The sequence below is a fragment of the Pseudomonas asiatica genome (genome assembly GCF_009932335.1).
Taxonomy (GTDB): domain Bacteria; phylum Pseudomonadota; class Gammaproteobacteria; order Pseudomonadales; family Pseudomonadaceae; genus Aquipseudomonas; species Aquipseudomonas asiatica.
Map to the genome: position 1 here is coordinate 567,553 of NZ_BLJF01000002.1, position 16,248 is coordinate 583,800.

General features: G+C 55.7%; 14 protein-coding genes, 1 tRNA gene and 1 pseudogene. 10 read left to right on the plus strand and 6 right to left on the minus strand.

From position 1 onward, the window contains the following. Positions 1-265 precede the first annotated feature (265 nt). Genes yacG through GYA95_RS22045 form a run of 4 tightly spaced genes read right to left on the minus strand, consistent with a single transcriptional unit; the run spans position 266 to position 3,163 of the window. On the minus strand, positions 266-466 hold the full coding sequence (gene yacG, locus GYA95_RS22030) for a DNA gyrase inhibitor YacG (RefSeq protein WP_003260624.1): 201 nt from the start codon (positions 464-466) through the stop codon (positions 266-268). After that, positions 463-1,086, minus strand: coding sequence for a dephospho-CoA kinase (gene coaE, locus GYA95_RS22035; RefSeq protein ID WP_015268862.1), 624 nt, complete (start codon positions 1,084-1,086; stop codon positions 463-465). Before coaE ends, yacG begins: the two co-directional genes overlap by 4 nt. Continuing rightward, positions 1,086-1,952, minus strand: coding sequence for a prepilin peptidase (locus tag GYA95_RS22040; RefSeq protein WP_015268863.1), 867 nt, complete (start codon positions 1,950-1,952; stop codon positions 1,086-1,088). The genes coaE and GYA95_RS22040 overlap by 1 nt, the downstream gene beginning before the upstream one ends. 2 nt (positions 1,953-1,954) lie before the next feature. After that, entirely contained in the window at positions 1,955-3,163 is a 1,209-nt protein-coding gene (locus GYA95_RS22045; protein WP_015268864.1) for a type II secretion system F family protein, read from the minus strand. 215 nt (positions 3,164-3,378) lie between these two features. Here GYA95_RS22045 and GYA95_RS22050 point away from each other — a divergent pair, with 215 nt between their 5' ends. From GYA95_RS22050 to GYA95_RS22085, 9 genes and pseudogenes are all read left to right on the plus strand, one after another. After that, a complete protein-coding gene (locus GYA95_RS22050; RefSeq protein ID WP_015268865.1) occupies positions 3,379-3,789 on the plus strand; it encodes a pilin in 411 nt (136 codons plus the stop codon). 71 nt (positions 3,790-3,860) lie between these two features. Beyond that, positions 3,861-3,936, plus strand: a tRNA-Thr gene (locus tag GYA95_RS22055). A gap of 627 nt (positions 3,937-4,563) precedes the next feature. Next, positions 4,564-5,850, plus strand: coding sequence for an AAA family ATPase (locus GYA95_RS22060; protein ID WP_158242119.1), 1,287 nt, complete (start codon positions 4,564-4,566; stop codon positions 5,848-5,850). A gap of 1 nt (position 5,851) precedes the next feature. Beyond that, on the plus strand, positions 5,852-6,832 hold the full coding sequence (locus GYA95_RS22065) for a hypothetical protein (protein ID WP_015268866.1): 981 nt from the start codon (positions 5,852-5,854) through the stop codon (positions 6,830-6,832). Further along, positions 6,829-8,412 carry a DUF262 domain-containing protein gene (locus tag GYA95_RS22070; protein WP_080604838.1) on the plus strand — a complete coding sequence of 528 codons (1,584 nt, stop codon included), beginning with the start codon at positions 6,829-6,831 and terminating at the stop codon, positions 8,410-8,412. Before GYA95_RS22065 ends, GYA95_RS22070 begins: the two co-directional genes overlap by 4 nt. A gap of 26 nt (positions 8,413-8,438) precedes the next feature. Continuing rightward, positions 8,439-9,662 carry a DNA cytosine methyltransferase gene (locus GYA95_RS22075; RefSeq protein WP_015268868.1) on the plus strand — a complete coding sequence of 408 codons (1,224 nt, stop codon included), beginning with the start codon at positions 8,439-8,441 and terminating at the stop codon, positions 9,660-9,662. Between the two features lie 45 nt (positions 9,663-9,707). Continuing rightward, positions 9,708-9,967: pseudogene (locus GYA95_RS28005) on the plus strand (protein-methionine-sulfoxide reductase catalytic subunit MsrP); the annotation flags it as partial. A 328-nt stretch (positions 9,968-10,295) separates the two neighbouring features. Further along, positions 10,296-10,739, plus strand: coding sequence for a GFA family protein (locus GYA95_RS22080; RefSeq protein WP_015268869.1), 444 nt, complete (start codon positions 10,296-10,298; stop codon positions 10,737-10,739). A 610-nt stretch (positions 10,740-11,349) separates the two neighbouring features. Then, positions 11,350-11,577, plus strand: a complete 228-nt coding sequence (locus tag GYA95_RS22085) for a hypothetical protein (protein ID WP_015268870.1) — start codon at positions 11,350-11,352, stop codon at positions 11,575-11,577. Positions 11,578-12,235: 658 nt separating this feature from the next. Here GYA95_RS22085 and GYA95_RS22090 read toward each other — a convergent pair. Continuing rightward, the gene (locus GYA95_RS22090) at positions 12,236-13,774 is read right to left on the minus strand and encodes an MFS transporter (protein WP_015268871.1); all 1,539 of its coding nucleotides are present in this window, start codon (positions 13,772-13,774) and stop codon (positions 12,236-12,238) included. A 109-nt stretch (positions 13,775-13,883) separates the two neighbouring features. On the opposite strand from GYA95_RS22090, the gene GYA95_RS22095 reads away from it, so the two are divergent. Next, on the plus strand, positions 13,884-14,774 hold the full coding sequence (locus tag GYA95_RS22095; protein WP_015268872.1) for a LysR substrate-binding domain-containing protein: 891 nt from the start codon (positions 13,884-13,886) through the stop codon (positions 14,772-14,774). Positions 14,775-14,959: 185 nt separating this feature from the next. Here GYA95_RS22095 and GYA95_RS22100 read toward each other — a convergent pair whose 3' ends face one another. After that, positions 14,960-16,213, minus strand: a complete 1,254-nt coding sequence (locus GYA95_RS22100; RefSeq protein ID WP_015268873.1) for an arsenic transporter — start codon at positions 16,211-16,213, stop codon at positions 14,960-14,962. Positions 16,214-16,248: the final 35 nt, after the last annotated feature.

The following is a 16,248-nucleotide window of genomic DNA, read 5'->3' on the forward strand; positions in this document are numbered from 1 at the left end:
TCGAGGGCCGCTTTGCGGCCCATCGCGACACAAGGCCGCTCCTACAGGTACCGCGTCAGTCTTGAAGCTTGTGGGGTTGCCTGTGGGAGGGCTGCGGAGCAGCCCCGGCGAACTTTGGGTTAACGCTGAAATCGAGGGCCGCTTTGCGGCCCATCGCGACACAAGGCCGCTCCTACAGGTACCGCGCCAGTCTTGAAGCTTGTGGGGTTGCCTGTGGGAGCGGGCATGCCCGCGAAACGGCCCGCACAGCCACTTGGCTATCGGATCAATGCCGCGGCTCCAAATCCCCCGAGTACAGCTCATCCTCGGACTCTTCCGCCCCCGGAATCTTGTGCTCCTCCGCCGCCCAGGCGCCCAGGTCGATCAGCTTGCAACGGTCCGAACAGAATGGCCGGAACGGGCTTTTCTCGTTCCATTCCACAGGTGCGCCACAGGTCGGGCAATCGACGGTCAATGGCTGGCTCATGGCTGGCCTCCTCGTAAAGTCAGGTAAAAGTGGTGCAGGCGGTCAATCTGCTGATGCAGCGCGGCGAGGTCGCCGTCATTGACCACCACATCATCGGCATGGCGCAGGCGCTCCTCGCGGGCCAGCTGGGCCTTGAGAATGGCCTGCACCTGCTCGGCACTGGTGTTGTCACGCGCCAGGGTACGCGCCACCTGCAGCTCCTGAGGCGCATCGATCACCAGCACCCGTTGGGTTTTCTGGTGCTGGCCCGACTCGATCAGCAGCGGCGACACATACACCGCATACGGCGACTCCGCCTTGGCCAGGTAGCTGAAAATCTCCTGCCCGATCAGCGGGTGCAGCAATTGCTCCAGCCATTTGCGCTGCGCCGGGTCGGCGAAGATCAGCTGGCGCAGGGCGGCACGATCGAGTTGGCCATCCGCCTGCAGCACGCCAGTGCCGAAGCGCTCGACGATGCTGGCCAGGGCAGGGCGGCCAGGCTCGACCACCCAGCGCGCCGCCTGGTCGGCATCGACCAGGTGCACACCAAGCTCGACGAAACGCTCGGCAGCGGCGCTCTTGCCGCTACCAATGCCGCCGGTCAGGCCGAGAATCCAGGGGGTAAAGGCCGCAGTGGTCATCAGAATCCAAGCAGGTTTGTGTATGAGACGTATATTTCATCACCCCAGAGCACTGCAATCCACCCCGCAATCGCCAGATAGGGGCCAAACGGGATCGCCGTGCCCATGGCATGGCGGCGCAAGCGCAACAGGCACAGCCCAGCCAGCGCCCCGACCACCGACGACAGCAGCAGGGTCAACGGCAACACCTGCCAGCCACCCCAGGCCCCGATCAGCGCCATCAGCTTGAAGTCGCCATAGCCCATGCCCTCCTTGCCGGTAACCAGCTTGAACACCCAGTACACCGTCCACAGGCTGAGGTACCCGGCCACCGCGCCCCACAACGCACTGGTCAGCGGGACGTAGAGGCCAAAGGCGTTGACGATCAGCCCCAGCCACAGCATCGGCAACACCAGCGCATCCGGCAGCAACTGGTGCTCGGCATCGATCAGGCTCAGGGCCAGCAGGCACCAGGTCAGCGGCAGCGCCAGCAAGGCCTCGGGCGAAGCACCAAAGCGCCAGGCCACCACCAGCGACAGCAGCGCGCTGGCTAACTCCACCAATGGGTAGCGCGGGCTGATGCGGGTTTTGCAGGCTGAGCAACGCCCGCGCAAGGCCAGGTAGCTGATGACCGGAATGTTCTCCCATGCGCGAATCCGATGCGCGCAATGCGGGCAGCGCGAGGCGGGTAGCCACAGGTCGAAACGCTCGTGCGGCGTGGTCGGCAACTCCAGCATTTCCTGCGCCTCACGCTGCCATTGCCGCTCCAGCATGATCGGCAGGCGGTACACCAGCACATTGAGAAAACTGCCCACCAGCAGGCCGAGCACCGTGGCCAGGGTGAGAAAGTACGCCGGCTGCTCAGCCAGCAAAGTCCATAAAGTCATGTTCAGATCAAGCTACCCAACTGGAAGATCGGCAGGTACATCGCCACCACCAGGCCGCCCACCAGCAGGCCCAGGACCAGCACGATGGCCGGCTCCAGCAGGCTGGTCAACTGGTCCAGCGCCTGGCTGACCTGTTCCTCGTAATGGCTGGCGGCTTTTTCCAGCATCTGGTCCAGCGTGCCACTGGATTCCCCGATGGCGGTCAGTTGAACCAGCAGCGGCGGAAACAGCGGCTCAGCGGCCATCGCCTGGTGCAGCCCCTGCCCATTGGCCATGCCCTGGCGCAGCCGCAACACCGCCTGTTCATGCAGGTCGCCACCACTGACCCTGGCCACCGTGCCCAGCGCATCCAGTAACGGCACCCCGGCGGCGTAGGACGTTGCCAAGCTGCGCGCAAAGCGCGCCAGCGCCGCCTGCCCCAGCAGCGTGCCGAACACCGGCAAGCCCAGCACCCGGCGAGATATCCACAGGCGTGCTGGCGCGTGCTGCCGGTAGAGCTGGCGCATGGCAAAACCCAGCACCACGCCCATCACCAGCAACAGCGGCGCAAAGCGGCTCAGCCCTGTGGACAAGTCGATCACCCATTGGGTAAATGCCGGCAACGCCACGCCCATGCCAGAGAACATGCCCTCGAATTTCGGAATCACCTCCAGCAACAGGATCGCCGACACCCCCAGCCCCGTCAGCAACAGCAGCAACGGGTAGATCATCGCCTTGCGCACCTTCTTGTGCAGCACCCGACGCTGCTCCAGCATGCCTGCCAGCTGTTCCAGCTGCCGGTCGAGCGTGCCGGACTGCTCACCGACGCGCACCAGGTTGCAGTACAGCGCATCGAACCACCCCGGGTGGCGCTGCAACGCATCTGCCAGCCCCAGGCCCGAGGCCACATCCTGTTTCAATCTATCCAGCAATGCCGCCTGCGCCGCATCACAGCCACTGCGCCCCATCACCTCGAACGCCTGCAGCAGCGGCACCCCGGCCTTGAGCAAGGTCGCCAACTGCCGGCTGAACCCCGCCGGGTCGGCCTTTGCCTGCCGTTTCGGCAAACTGAACGTCAGCCCACCGGCAGGCCGCAAGCTGGCCACCTTGATGCCCTGGCGGATAAGCCCGGCACGCACATAGGCCGGGCTGCGCCCGGACGTTTGCCCGCTGACCGGCGCGCCGTTGGCGTCGGTGCCGTGCCAGGTGTAGAGGAGTGTGGATTGGGTCATGCAAGGTCCTTTTTCTGCCCGTGCGACAAGCCTGGAAACAGCTTGCCGCGCCCATGCAAGGGCGTGCGTCCGAGATGCTCACTAGAGTAGTTCAGCGAAGACGACGCCCGAGCGGGCAGGGGTGACAAAAGGTGTCTGTTCAGGCCTACTGCGCCGCTGCCAGCCGGGGTCGAGCCTGACCTCAACGAGTACGCGTATCAAAAAGGAAAACGTTCATGAAAGGGCAACGCGGTATCACCCTGATCGAACTGATGATCGTCGTCGCGATCATCGGCATTCTGGCGACCATCGCCTTACCGATGTACACCAACCACCAGTCACGCTCCAAGGCCGCGGCCGGGTTGCTGGAGATCAGCGCGCTGAAGACGGCGATGGACCTGCGGTTGAATGATGGGAAGGATGTGGCGGATGTGGCCGCGCTGGGTGGCCAGCCGGCGACGGCGCACTGTGCGATCACGGCTAGCGGCAAGGCGGCGGATGGCACTGGGAGCATCGTTTGCACGCTGGTGGATGCGCCTGCCAATGCGCTGGGCAAGGCATTGACCCTGACGCGTTCGGCTAGCGGATGGGCGTGTACGACCGACATCGAGGAAGACCTGGCGCCGAAGGGGTGCAAGGCGCCTTGAGGGTGGGGCAATAAACTAGCGGAAACAGGGGTTTGCGTAACGGGTGCGAGCAGTGGTACGTTGCGCTACACGCCGGTGTAGCTCAGTCGGTAGAGCAGCGCACTCGTAACGCGAAGGTCGCAGGTTCGATTCCTGTCTCCGGCACCAAAGGCCAGTTTCCAGAAGTCTATGACTATCTATGAAACACCAACAAAGCCCGCCTAATGCGGGCTTTGTTGTTTCCGTCTGTCTCTGGGGGACACGTCTGTCAATTGTAGGAATGACTAGCTCAACAGCGCGTAATTCAATTTTTGTCGGCTTAAGCGGCCTTGTTGTCAGTCCTCTTTGCTCCTCGAGTATGGGAGTTGAGTCAGCCGATTCCTTTCAAGCGGTTTGAAACTACGCTGATCTCTCCGCACCATTCGCAGCATAACCAGTAGGAACGCACAAGTAGCGGAGCGATAATTCACCCGATTCACTATTCCTGGTTAAGCGGTTTCTGGCATCATTCGTCTCTGTGGGGGCACGCATCAAAACTACTGTAGGAATGTCAACTGCATATAGGAACTTTTTACATGATGCTACTAAGCGCACTGTGGCTAGGGAATGATTAGAATATTTTCGTGTGAACCCCTGTACGCACTTACAAAAAAATTAGCTATGCACTCTGACGTCGTTAGAATGTTCTGCAAGCGAGACCTATCTAGTCAATAAAAAATCCAAGCCGCTTTTTCAGAAAGCTTGATTAATTTTAGCTATTGGAATATGTTCTCTAGATGCGCACATGGAGGTTTTATGAAGAATTCGGCGGTAAAAAGTGTCAGCTTTTCTCAGTACAGAGCCTTCAAAGAACCGCAAAGTCTGAGCGTAAAGCCGTTGACGATATTGTTCGGATACAATAACTCAGGTAAAAGTTCGGCAATCCGACTGCTATCGATATTAGCTGCTAGTTTTTCACAATCTCGACCTGAAACTTATGCTCCGAGCTTTCTTGATTACACGGCACCCTGCTTGAGGGGGGCTATTTTTAGGAATATAGCTTTTGCTAATCAAAGCCGAATGAGCTTTGGGATAGAATGGTGTGACGGTGATTGTTTTTCATTTGACATTAAACAAGAGGGTGTTGATAAAGAGGTATTAACTTCATTAACATATAAAGAGAATTCCCCCAGCGGATTGCGCGAGTCAATTTTTATTCAGGGCTTAGGCGCTGATGGGCGTTACGTTGATGCGAATAATGCCGGCCGAGAATTGTATCTAGACAGATTTTCAATTGTAAAAAATCTGAAGTCTAAGAAGCCTTTGTTCCCATCTATTAGTAAGAAGACATTTGCTTTATCAAATTCTGTTCATTGGCTAAATGCTGTGAGGATTTACCCTCCAAGGGAATTTACAATAAACTCGAGCGTCCCTGTCGGTATTAGATTTGACGGCGGAGGGACCGCTGAAGCAATCTGGGATTTGGCAAGCAAAAAAAGCAAGGCTTTTGATTGGATTAATGAGTGGCTCGCTGAAACTTGTGGTAGAAAAATAGTCTTGGACACTTTGTCTCAAAGCGTATCGAATGATCGAATTGTTGCACGCCTAGAGACTGTTTCCGTAAATGAGAGTGATGTTTCTTCTCCAATTAGAGTGCCTATACTTGATTCAGGAGAGGGTATAGCCCAAGCGCTGCCTGTTGTAACTTTATGTGCTCTTGCTGCTACAGGTGACTTAGGCGAGTACCCAATCATATTACTTGAGCAGCCTGAACTGCATTTGCATCCTAAGGCAATAGTTACTCTTGCTAACTTTTTGGTAAGATGTATTAGGAAAAACACAAATGCACGATTTGTCATCGAAACTCATTCGGAAAGCCTACTTCTTGCCGTTCAGACTGTTGTCGCCTCTAAAGAGTTAAATTTGGCAGACGTTAGTGCTTACTGGGTGTCCAGGGCTGTTGAGGCTGATGGCAGCACCTTGAAAAAGGTCGAGTTTGATGAGGATGCGTACATTCTTAACAATTTCCCAAGCGAAGTTTTTCAAGAAGTTTATGAGCAGGCGAAGAACTTAATAAAAGTAAGAGATGGAGAAGGAGCATAGAATGCACTTTCTAGTTTCTTCCGAATTGCTGAATGGTGAAAATGAAATCAAACTGCACGACCTCGCAAAGCGCTTTCTGGAAGAGCGAATTTTTGTGGAGTTTACTGATATTGATAAAGCAGAGGTGTGGGTAGAGACGCTAGATGCCAGGACTCAAGAAACCTGGTCCCGCGTGCTTCGTCATTCGGTGCACCTGAAATCGCAGCATAATATGAAGAAGTTATACTTGGCTGCTAATAAGATTCGGGTTCTTCATAATATTTCTGAAAGCGTATGGGATGGGCAAGTCACATTGACACTGGACGACGCATGTATGGTGCTAGATCATGTCACGCTGATTGGTCTAGAGAACTCAAGAAACGATAGAGACTTCCTGTTGACTCTCCTGCCTCAGCGATCGCGGGAGCGGTTTATGAACCTATTTCAAAAGGGCAGGCTTGCGTTCGTCGGCGGCGGTGGTAACGGTGAACTGAAAGTGCAGCTCATTGAGAGAGCCGTTACTCCTAGCTTTCGACTTCTGAGTTGGATTATGTTTGACAATGACGCGTGCTATCCTGGACATGTCCCTCAAGCCACTCAAGACCTGATACAAGTCTGCACCGACAACAATCTCACATTTCATTGCCTCGAACGCAGATGTGTCGAAAACTATATTACCCGTGAAATTTACAATTTAACGCATCCAGATATCAAGGGGCAGAAAGTTGAGTCTATTTTTGGTCTAAGTCTGGAGCAGTCAAAGTATTTCAACTTCAAGAAGGGTTTTGGTAAAAGCAAGGAAGAAGACCATGCTGTGTACGCAAATCTGACGGAAAAGCAGAAAAAAGAATTGGGTAGAGGCTTTGGAGATAAGCTTGCCTCTGAAGTCTATTGTGCGGAATATCAACAACAAATCCATGATATATTTCGCGCTTTAAACGTGATGGCGGAGTTTGGCACTAAGATAGCTCATCTTGAACAATTGCTGGGGAGGCCTGTATGAGTTTCAAATTCACGATGGAGCCTAGAGTTTCTTATCTCTCTGAACTGCTTAAAGAAATTCATGAAGGCTTTCTAAAAATCCCGAGGTTTCAACGGGACTTGGTCTGGAAGCCTCAGCAGCAACGAGAGCTTTTGTGTAGTATATTTGAAGGTCTGCCCATTGGTGCTCTTTTAGTTTGGAATACCCGTCTTTCAAATATAACCGTGTATGATCGCATTGGTCCTTTTCCGGTGAGAGGGGATGTGGCTACGAGTACAAATCTATATTTAATGGACGGCTTGCAACGGCTTTCAACGCTGTATGGGACGTTAATTTATCCTGTCGAGGAAATCGAGCCATCTAATCGATCCGGTGCAAGTGTCAAAGCATTGTCAATGTACTGTGATTTGACGGCTGAGAATGTTGAGAATTTATTTCTTTTCGAAAGTGAGTTGGATCCCAGCATTAAGTTGCGTGCGAAATATAATTACATGCCATTGAGTCTGGTTTTTAAGAGTAAGGACTTACTTCGCTTTCAGCGCACCATTCCTGGTGGCAGAGACGACTTGTTAGACAGGTCTGACGCCATTGTGAGTGCATTCAAGAATTATAAGATTCCGGTTATTCCCCTGGAATCCGATGATCAGGCGTTAGTAACTAAAAGTTTTGAGCGGATTAATAGTCGTGGCACAGTTATGACTGAAGCCCATATGCTCAATGCCCTTAGCTATTCCGATAAGTTTGACCTTCTAACAAGCGTTGAGCGAAATCGCGAGATTTTTCTGGAGGGATTGCCGAAATGGCGAGAAATTGATTCTGAATTTGTGCTGATGTTACTTAAGCTTCGCCTCGGATTTGAACTCTACTCCAGAGATACTGACAAGCTTGCGCAGGATATCAACGACGGGGTTGTTGCCGAAGTATTTAGGGCTATACATAAGCTTGCAATTTTTGCAGCGGAGCACTTAAGTATTGAAACACCTAACGAATTTCCATATCGGCTGCAAATGTTGGGCGTCGCTCGAGCATATATGGATCAATCTAAACCAAGCTCTGCTCGATTAAGAGCTTGGTTCTATATATCAACGTATACCAACAGCTTTGGTACAACTGCCAGAAACTCACAGAGAGCACTTTCGGATCTCAAAGACTATTTGTCTTCAGGTGACTTGAAGTGGACTCTGAATCACAAGCCTGTGGTTCAACCGCTTGATGGGGTGCAAATCAATGCAATCGCGGCGCGTACCAAGGCGCTGGTGCTAGCGCTCAGAAAACAATATGCTCGTGGTTTGGGCCTGACAGATTTCGATTTCCACCAGAAGCTAACGCTCATGATTCCAAAAGAATTTAAGAACAAAGGTCGTCGGCCTGGTTTTTTCTTTCTCTTAAATTCAGAGGGCTATAAGGATTTTGAAATTGCCGGCCTCGATAAAGAGCAACTTTCTTCGCATTTCATTAATGTTAAAGCGCTACGATTTTACAATAATGGTAATTTAAATTCTTTTGCTTTTGAACGAGAGCGCTTGATGTTCGAATTCGAGAAAGAGGTGCTCATCGGACCTGCCGCGACGAAAGCAAATTTTTATGGTATGATCTTCTGATTAGATACTAGCTGGGTGCACCAAAATTGAGCCTTACTGATTCCGATGAAAATACTTATCTGTTTAGTTGGGCGGAGTTTTTTGCCGGAGGAGGGATGGCACGCGCTGGTCTGGGGAATGACTGGCGATGTGTCTTTTCAAATGATAACGATGTTGTGAAGATTTCCTCTTATATGGAAAATTGGTCGTCTGAACATTTCTTGCCAGGGGATATCAGATTAGTAACCGCTGACCAGATTCCTGATAATTTAACGCTTGCGTGGGCAAGCTCGCCTTGTCAGAATTTCAGCTCTGCTGGTTTAGGGGATGGATTGTCGGGAGCCAGTTCTTCGGTTTTCACGAAATGGTGGGAGCTAATTGCAAGCAAAACTGCCACGGGCCGCGAACCGAAGATTGTAGTTTTAGAAAACGTTGTCGGGCTCTTACAGTCTCGTGGAGGCTTGGACTTTAAGCTGATTAGCCAAAGCTTTGTCGAATGTGGCTATCGGTTCGGCGTCACAATGATCGATGCAATAAATTTCTTGCCACAAAGCCGGCCAAGAATTTTTTTTGTTGCCGTAAAAATTGATGTTGAGCTTCCCAGTTCGCTGCGCTCAGATAGTCCAATTTCTCTCTGGCACCCAACTCAGGTTGTTAAGGCCGTCGAATATTTGCCGGAGGAATTGAGATGCCGGCACATTTGGTGGCGGTTGCCAGAAGCTGTTTTCAGGACATCATCTCTTGCAGATTTGATGCTTCATGACGATTCGAGTTTAAGTTGGCACACTGATGCTCAAACTTTGAAGCTCTTAGGGTCAATGACACCAACTAATCTAGAAAAGATCAGAAAGGCCAAAGAATCTGGTAGTCTTGTAATTGGTACTTTATATCGTCGCATGCGATTAATCGATGGTATTAATAAATCACGAGCTGAGGTTAGGTTTGACGGCGTGGCCGGTTGCTTGAGAGCTTCGGATGGTGGGTCTTCACGTCAGATGCTTATATATGTAGAAGGTGAGAGTGTTCGTACGCGGCATATGTCTCCACGTGAATCTGCGAGACTTATGGGGCTAGCTGAGACTTACAAATTACCTAATTTAAAGACACATGCAGTAAAGTTGGTTGGAGATGGTGTTGCAGTGCCAGTTGTAAAATTTCTAGAGCAACATTTGCTTAGTCCTCTAGCACGCGCAGTCTCTATCAAAAAAGATAATTCTGCTTTTGTATCTTCTCCTAAAAAACAACTCACTGAGGTCGGATGTCTAGCTTAGATTCTAGAGTTCATGGTAATACCGAACTGCTTAGGCTTTATTCTCTTTAGCGGTGTTGAGGCGGGCAAGGCGCCAGGCCGGTTTATAAAAAAACTCGCCGCCACCTAGAGTAGGCAGTCACGGCCAAAGGGGAGACGATCACCCCGTTCAAAGCTGGCGCCTCACTACAAAAGCTCTATGAGTTCGGACCCGATAAGGGTGACCCGGCGACCAATAGGGACAGATTGAAGACCGAGCCGTGGTCGATGGTGGCTGGAGTTCCCCTTGGCGCAGTGCTCAAGCAGGTCGAGCCGACTTCTTGGGCGCTGTCGTGTGAGGGCATTTTGTTTCTTCCGGTTTCTGCTTTCGGCCGATCAGGCCACCTTCAACCCAGCTTCACAGGCGAGTGAATAGTCAGCGGTTTTTCACTTCCGGTTGTACGGGTTTCAAGATAATGGGTGACCGGCATTTAGCTTTCACCCCGTGTTTTCGGGGTGTTTGGCGAGATTTTTCAAGATAGTGCTTTAATCGGTTATAGATATTTTCAGATGGCCGAGCTTTCCATCAGTACCTCCAGCAGCTGATCCCGCCTGCTCATCACACAACCCGCAGACCTACTGCTTTGTTTCCCTCTGACACGACAAGAGAAACGCTATGACTGATGAAAAACACGATGATCGCCCTGTTTACCAGGCAGCCTGCCATTGTGGAACGGTGCGTTTTTCACTTCGCTTAACCGATGGTGTGCGTACAGCGCGCCGGTGCAACTGCTCGCTCTGTCGCATGCGGGGTGCAGTGGCGGTATCAGCCAACCTGGGCGATATCACTGTGACCCAAGGGCAGGATGCGCTCACCCTGTATCAGTTCAACACACGTGTTGCAAAGCACTACTTCTGCTCGAAATGCGGAATCTACACCTTCCACCAGCGCCGCTCCTCACCGGATCAATATGGGGTCAACGTTGCCTGTATCGAAGGCATGAGCCCATTTGACTTCCCAGAAGTCCCTGTCAGTGAAGGGCGGACTCATCCAAAAGACCGCGTAGATGGAGGCTCATTGACTGCTGGATGGCTGCGATATGAAAGCAGCCATGATTGATTCCGACTCTACATGGGCATCGTGCCGAGAGCTGGATGGATACCATACAGCCCAAGACCCGTTTCCAGTGTCGCCGTTAGCCATGGCATCAACGCTAACCTAACTCGCAAATGCATGAGCGGTGGGCCAGACATCATCTTGCGGCTGGCCCTCTGCTAAAGATCTCTGATGGCCATCTTCCTACGAAACGCATAGTCCTTTCCTACTCTCAGAAACTTGCGAAAACGGTCTCTCGGGAATAAAGTCCTCCGGTCACCGAAGCATCGGTGATGCGACCTTGGCCGGTCGGAATCGAAAGGCGCATCAGCGCCCAGTCTTCATCGCAGGCGCTTTTTTTGTGCCCGCGATGTCGCGTTATGGCGGTGGTGCGCGGGACACCTTCGGGTGTGCCGGGCTCCTTTCGTCCCGGTCGGCCAACCCGCGTACTGCTGCCACCTTAACTTGCTTGGCCGCGAGCGGTGGCAGTTCCATCACGAAAGGAACTCATGCATGACCACCGAAAATCCGTTACAGATCCTCGCATTCGTTCTCCACCGTCGTTCCTCGACGGCCCTCAGCGATCTTACCTCCAGTCAATCTCGCTCCGTCTCTGCAGCCAGGGAGGTGCACCATGACTGACCAAGAACGCCTATCCACCATCCAAAGCTACGCCTGGACCCTCGAACTGCTAGGCGAAGCCTTGGTCCAGCACGACGAAATGCTGGAGTGCGAACACAACCCCCACCTGAGCTTTCGCAACACTGCCGGTATCCACCAGGCGATCCGGATCATCAGCCGTTTGGCCAGTGAGCAGTGTGGGAAGGTGATGGAGCGAAACGGGCAGGACCCTGTTAGTTAGGCAGGATCATTGATGAGCGGCGGGCCGGATATCACGCTTGCGGCTGGCCTTCTGCTAATGGCCTTCTGGTGGTGTATTCCTGTCGGGTAGGGTTATGGGGCTGCTGCGCAGCCCATCGCAGGCAAGCCAGCTCCTACAGGGACCGCGCTAGTCCCTCCAGCACGGCGAAATGCTGGAGTGCGAACACAACCTCCACCTGAGTTTTCGCAACACTGCCGGTATCCATCAGGCGATCCGGATCATTAGCCGTTTGGCCAGTGAGCGGTGTGGGAAGGTCATGGAACGAAGCGGCCAGGACCCCGAGCGTTAGGCTGGATCATCGATGAATGGCGGGCCAGATATCACCCTTGCGGCTGGCCCTCTGCTAAAGGCCTCCTGGTGGTGTATTCCTGTCGGGTAGGGTTATGGGGCTGCTGCGCAGCCCTTCGCAGGCAAGCCAGCTCCTACAGGGACCGCGCTAGTCCCTCCAGCACGACGAAATGCCGGAGTGCGAACACAACCCGCGCCTGAGCTTTCGCAACACGGCCGGTATCCATCAGGCGACCCGGATCATCAGCCGTCTGGCCAGTGAGCGGTGTGGGAAGGTCATGGAGCGAAGCGGCCAGGCCCCTGAGCGTTAGGCAAGACCCCATGGTTGCGTGTAATCGCCATGCCGTCGTCAGCCCCGCACCGAATCGGAGGCTGGCAGGCTGCTGTGAGGCGCTTTGGCACGCCTTGCCTGCTCGTCTTGACCAAGCAAGAAGAACGCCGCTCCAGCCGACAACACGGTGAACCCGATCAGCACCAGCACCAAGGTGCCGAAACCGTCCAGATACGCAGCCTGCAGCAGCAACGGATCGACGCCCTGAACCTGGCCCAGGTCGCCCATCACCAGGCGCTGCGCCAGTTCGCTGTAATCGCCGGCAGGCAGTACGCGCCCAAGACTGTTACCTACCAACGCGGTGAGCAGGGCGATGGTGATCGCCAGGGCGACACCTTCGCCCGCCACGCGGGTGGTGTTGAAGATGCCGGCGGCCATGCCTGCTTGCTCTTTGGGAATCACGCTAACCGCCAGCCCGTCCATCAGGCCCCAAGGGAAACCGGTGCCGATACCAATCACCAGCATTGCCAGCACCAGTTGCTGGTAATCGCCAATAGCGGCATGGGCCAACAGGTACAACCCCGCAGCCGCCACCAGGAAGCCTGCAGCCGACAGCACGCCAGCACTTACCCAGCGGGTCAACCAGGCGGCCAGCAGCGGGACCACCAGCATCGGCGCCGACAGTGCCAGCATGATCAGGCCGCTTTGCATCGGGGCGATGCCTTCTACGCCGATCAAGCGAAACGGAAGCAGTACGATCAGCACGATGTAGCAATAACAGGTGCCGATCGGCAGAATCTGCACCCCGACAAAGCGCGGGTATTTCAGCAGGCTCAGCTCGAGCATCGGCTGCCTGGCGCGCAGCTCGATGGTCACGAACGCCAGCAAGCTCAGTGCCGCGCCGCCGAACAGGCCCAGGATCAGCGGGGAGCGCCAGCCGGCCTGCGGCCCCAGGATGATCGCAGTGGTAAACAGTGCGAGCATGCTCGAGAAAGCAAGCACACCGGGCAGGTCCAGCTTGGGCGCTTCGGGGTTGAAGCTTTCGCGCATCCGTGACAACGCTGCCAGCAGCGAGATCGCAGCAAGGACCGCAGTGCTGACGAAGATCGAGCGCCAGCCGAACTGTTCGATCAGCAGGCCGCTGACCATCGGCCCGAACGCCAGGCCCAGCCCGAACGTCGTGCCAAGCAGGCTGAACGCGCGCGTGCGGGCCTGGTCCTCGAACTCTTGGGCCAAGGCGGCGGAACCGCTGGCCAGGGCAGCGGCGGCAGCAACGCCCTGCACCGCCCGCAAGGCATCAAGCCAGACGATGCTGTAGACGCTCGCCAGCAGGATGCTGACGATGACGAACAGGGCCAGGCCCAGTGTGAACAGGCGCTTTCGTCCGTAAATGTCCGACAGGGTTCCGGCTGCCATCAGCAGGCTGCCGAAACTGAGCATGAAGGCGTTGGTGATCCAGGTAAGCGAGGACGGCTCGGCACCGAAGGCCTTGCCGATGGCCGGCGTGGCCACGGCGCCACCGGTGAAACTCAGCGGCAGCACCAGGGCGGCCAGGCAGATGGCTGCCAGAACATAGTAACGGCCCGCGTGCGGGGTGTGATCAGTAGCCTGATCCATTGCGCTATCCCTCCTGTTGTAGCTCCGTGTGCGTTAAATCTATAGTGGCCGCAATGCTGGATAAACAGGCTGGAACTCCACTCATAATGGACAAAAGGGAAGTAATGCCATGGAAAGCCTGAACGGCATCCTCGCCTTCGTGAAAACCGCCGAGTCGTTGAGCTTTGTCAGCGCGGCGCGGGCGATGGGTATTTCCGCATCGGCGGTCGGCAAGAACGTTGCCCGCCTGGAGAGTTCGTTGAAGGTGCGGCTGTTCCAGCGCAGTACGCGCAAGGTCAGCCTGACGGCGGAAGGCCAGCTGTTCTATGAGCGCTGCCGGCGCATCCTCGACGACCTCCAGGATGCGGAGGCCATGCTGTCCCATGCGATACAGGCCCCGCGTGGTCGCTTGCGGGTCAGCCTCCCGACCATCGGCTACCGTTTTCTGCTGCCGTTGATGCCGGCTTTTCGCAAGGCATACCCTGAAATCGAACTGGAAATGGACTTCAACGACCACCTGGTCGACCTGATCGACGATGGTTTCGATGTGGTGATCCGCAGTGGTGGGCTAGCCGATTCAAAATTGATGTCGCGCAAGCTCGGGCCGTTCCGCTTTGTCCTGTGCGCAGCGCCTACCTACCTGGCACGCAAGGGGCGGCCCCAGACGCTAGCCGACCTGGAGCGACACGACTGCCTGCGCTATCGCTTTGTCACGACCGGCAAGATCATGGACTGGAGCCTCGGCGCCGATCCCGAGATTACCCAGTTGCGCTTACCCACGGTGCTGACGCTGAACAACATGGAGGCAATGCTGATGGCTGCGGTGGACGGCCATGGTATCGCCTATATGCCGGACTTTCTGGTACGTGAATCGGTCAGGACTGGCGCACTGGAAAGCCTGCTTGATGCGCATACCTCCGACCAGGGCCAGTTCTGGGCGCTGTGGCAATCGAGCCGCCACCTGTCGCCGAAGATCCGAGTGTTCGTCGATTTCATCGCCGAGCGCTTGTTCAAGGCGTAAATTGCCCGGCGCCTCCAACGATCTCCACAACACATAACTCATTGAGTTGGCAGTGGCCTTGTGGGAGCGGGTGTGTCGAGGCGTCGAACCGCCGCGAACACCGGCGCAGCCGGTGCCAGGCATCGCGTTGGATTCTTCGCGGGCACGCCCGCTCCCACACGGTACGCGGACCGCTTGCGAGCGCTTCACAAATGAAGCAACCCCAACGCCCCGATCAAGGCAGGCGGCATTACCAGTGCCCCCAGGCGCAGGAAGTCCAAGGCACCGACGTGTTCGCCTTCACGGCGAACGGCAACCAGCCAGAGCAAAGTGGCCAGGGAGCCGGTAATCGACAGGTTCGGACCGAGGTCGACGCCAATCAGCAGCGCCGCAGTAGTTTTCGCGGGTAAATCGACAATATGGCCAACGGAACCTGCGATCAGGCCGGTCGGCAGATTGTTCATCAGGTTGCCGGCGATAGCCGCGACCACGCCGGCGCCCCAGCTCGCCTGGTGCTCGGAGCTGCGCGCCAGCGCGGCCAAGCCATGGGCCAGGTGCTCGATCACACCCGTCTGTGCCACCGCTTCCACCAGCACGAACAGGCCCGCGACCAACGGCAGTACGCCCCATGCCACGCCTTTGAGCACCGGCATCGGGTTGCGCCGCTGGCGCAGGTGGATCAGCCCGGCCGTGGCGATGCCGGCGCAGAAGGTGGGCAAGCCGAGCTGCCGGTCCAAGGCGGAGGTCAGCAGCAACAGGGCGCCTGTCAGCACGATACCCAGCGCGCACAAGCGTGCACCGCTGGACAGCGGTTGCATGTCGATAGTCGTTGCCAGGGGCTGGCGTATCTGTTTGCGCTGGGCCAGCCGCAGCACAAGGTAGGTCAGGCCGATGGCCGCAAGCGACGGCAAGGTGAACTGCCGCAGCCAATCCAGCAACGGCGGCATCTGGCTGCCGAACACTACCAGGTTGGCCGGGTTGGAAATGGGCAGCACAAAACTGGCGGCATTGGCGATGAAGGCACAGATGAACAGATAGGGCAGCGGCTCGGCCTTGGCCGCCCGGCATGCGGCATACACTGCTGGGGTAAGCACCACAGCCGTGGCATCGTTGGAGAGGAACACCGTTACCAGTACCCCCACCAGGAATACCAGGTCGAACAGGCGCTGGCCGGAGCCCCGGGCATGCTGCACCGCGTACATGGCCAGCCAGTCGAACAGCCCTTCCTGGCGTGCCAGTTCGGCCAGCACCATCATACCGATCAGAAACAGGTAAACATCGCCACCCTCGGCGACAGCGCCGAGGGCCGTGGGTAGTGGCACCAGGCCAAACGCGGTCAGCAATACAGCGGCGCCGACTGCCCAGACATATTCCGGCACCCGCCAGGGGCGCAGGATTACCCCACCGGTCGCAACGGCGGCGACGGCCCAGATGAGCGAGGATGGATCAAATACAGGCATGCAGTTTACTCAGGTGAATGAATGAGTTGGCGCGG

Bases quoted from the DNA above. Each gene is read 5' to 3' on its own strand.
- yacG (WP_003260624.1), bottom strand. From the start codon at position 466: ATGAGCCAGCCATTGACCGTCGATTGCCCGACCTGTGGCGCACCTGTG.
- coaE (WP_015268862.1), bottom strand. From the start codon at position 1,086: ATGACCACTGCGGCCTTTACCCCCTGGATTCTCGGCCTGACCGGCGGC.
- GYA95_RS22040 (WP_015268863.1), bottom strand. From the start codon at position 1,952: ATGACTTTATGGACTTTGCTGGCTGAGCAGCCGGCGTACTTTCTCACC.
- GYA95_RS22045 (WP_015268864.1), bottom strand. From the start codon at position 3,163: ATGACCCAATCCACACTCCTCTACACCTGGCACGGCACCGACGCCAAC.
- GYA95_RS22050 (WP_015268865.1), top strand. From the start codon at position 3,379: ATGAAAGGGCAACGCGGTATCACCCTGATCGAACTGATGATCGTCGTC.
- GYA95_RS22060 (WP_158242119.1), top strand. From the start codon at position 4,564: ATGAAGAATTCGGCGGTAAAAAGTGTCAGCTTTTCTCAGTACAGAGCC.
- GYA95_RS22065 (WP_015268866.1), top strand. From the start codon at position 5,852: ATGCACTTTCTAGTTTCTTCCGAATTGCTGAATGGTGAAAATGAAATC.
- GYA95_RS22070 (WP_080604838.1), top strand. From the start codon at position 6,829: ATGAGTTTCAAATTCACGATGGAGCCTAGAGTTTCTTATCTCTCTGAA.
- GYA95_RS22080 (WP_015268869.1), top strand. From the start codon at position 10,296: ATGACTGATGAAAAACACGATGATCGCCCTGTTTACCAGGCAGCCTGC.
- GYA95_RS22085 (WP_015268870.1), top strand. From the start codon at position 11,350: ATGACTGACCAAGAACGCCTATCCACCATCCAAAGCTACGCCTGGACC.
- GYA95_RS22090 (WP_015268871.1), bottom strand. From the start codon at position 13,774: ATGGATCAGGCTACTGATCACACCCCGCACGCGGGCCGTTACTATGTT.
- GYA95_RS22095 (WP_015268872.1), top strand. From the start codon at position 13,884: ATGGAAAGCCTGAACGGCATCCTCGCCTTCGTGAAAACCGCCGAGTCG.
- GYA95_RS22100 (WP_015268873.1), bottom strand. From the start codon at position 16,213: ATGCCTGTATTTGATCCATCCTCGCTCATCTGGGCCGTCGCCGCCGTT.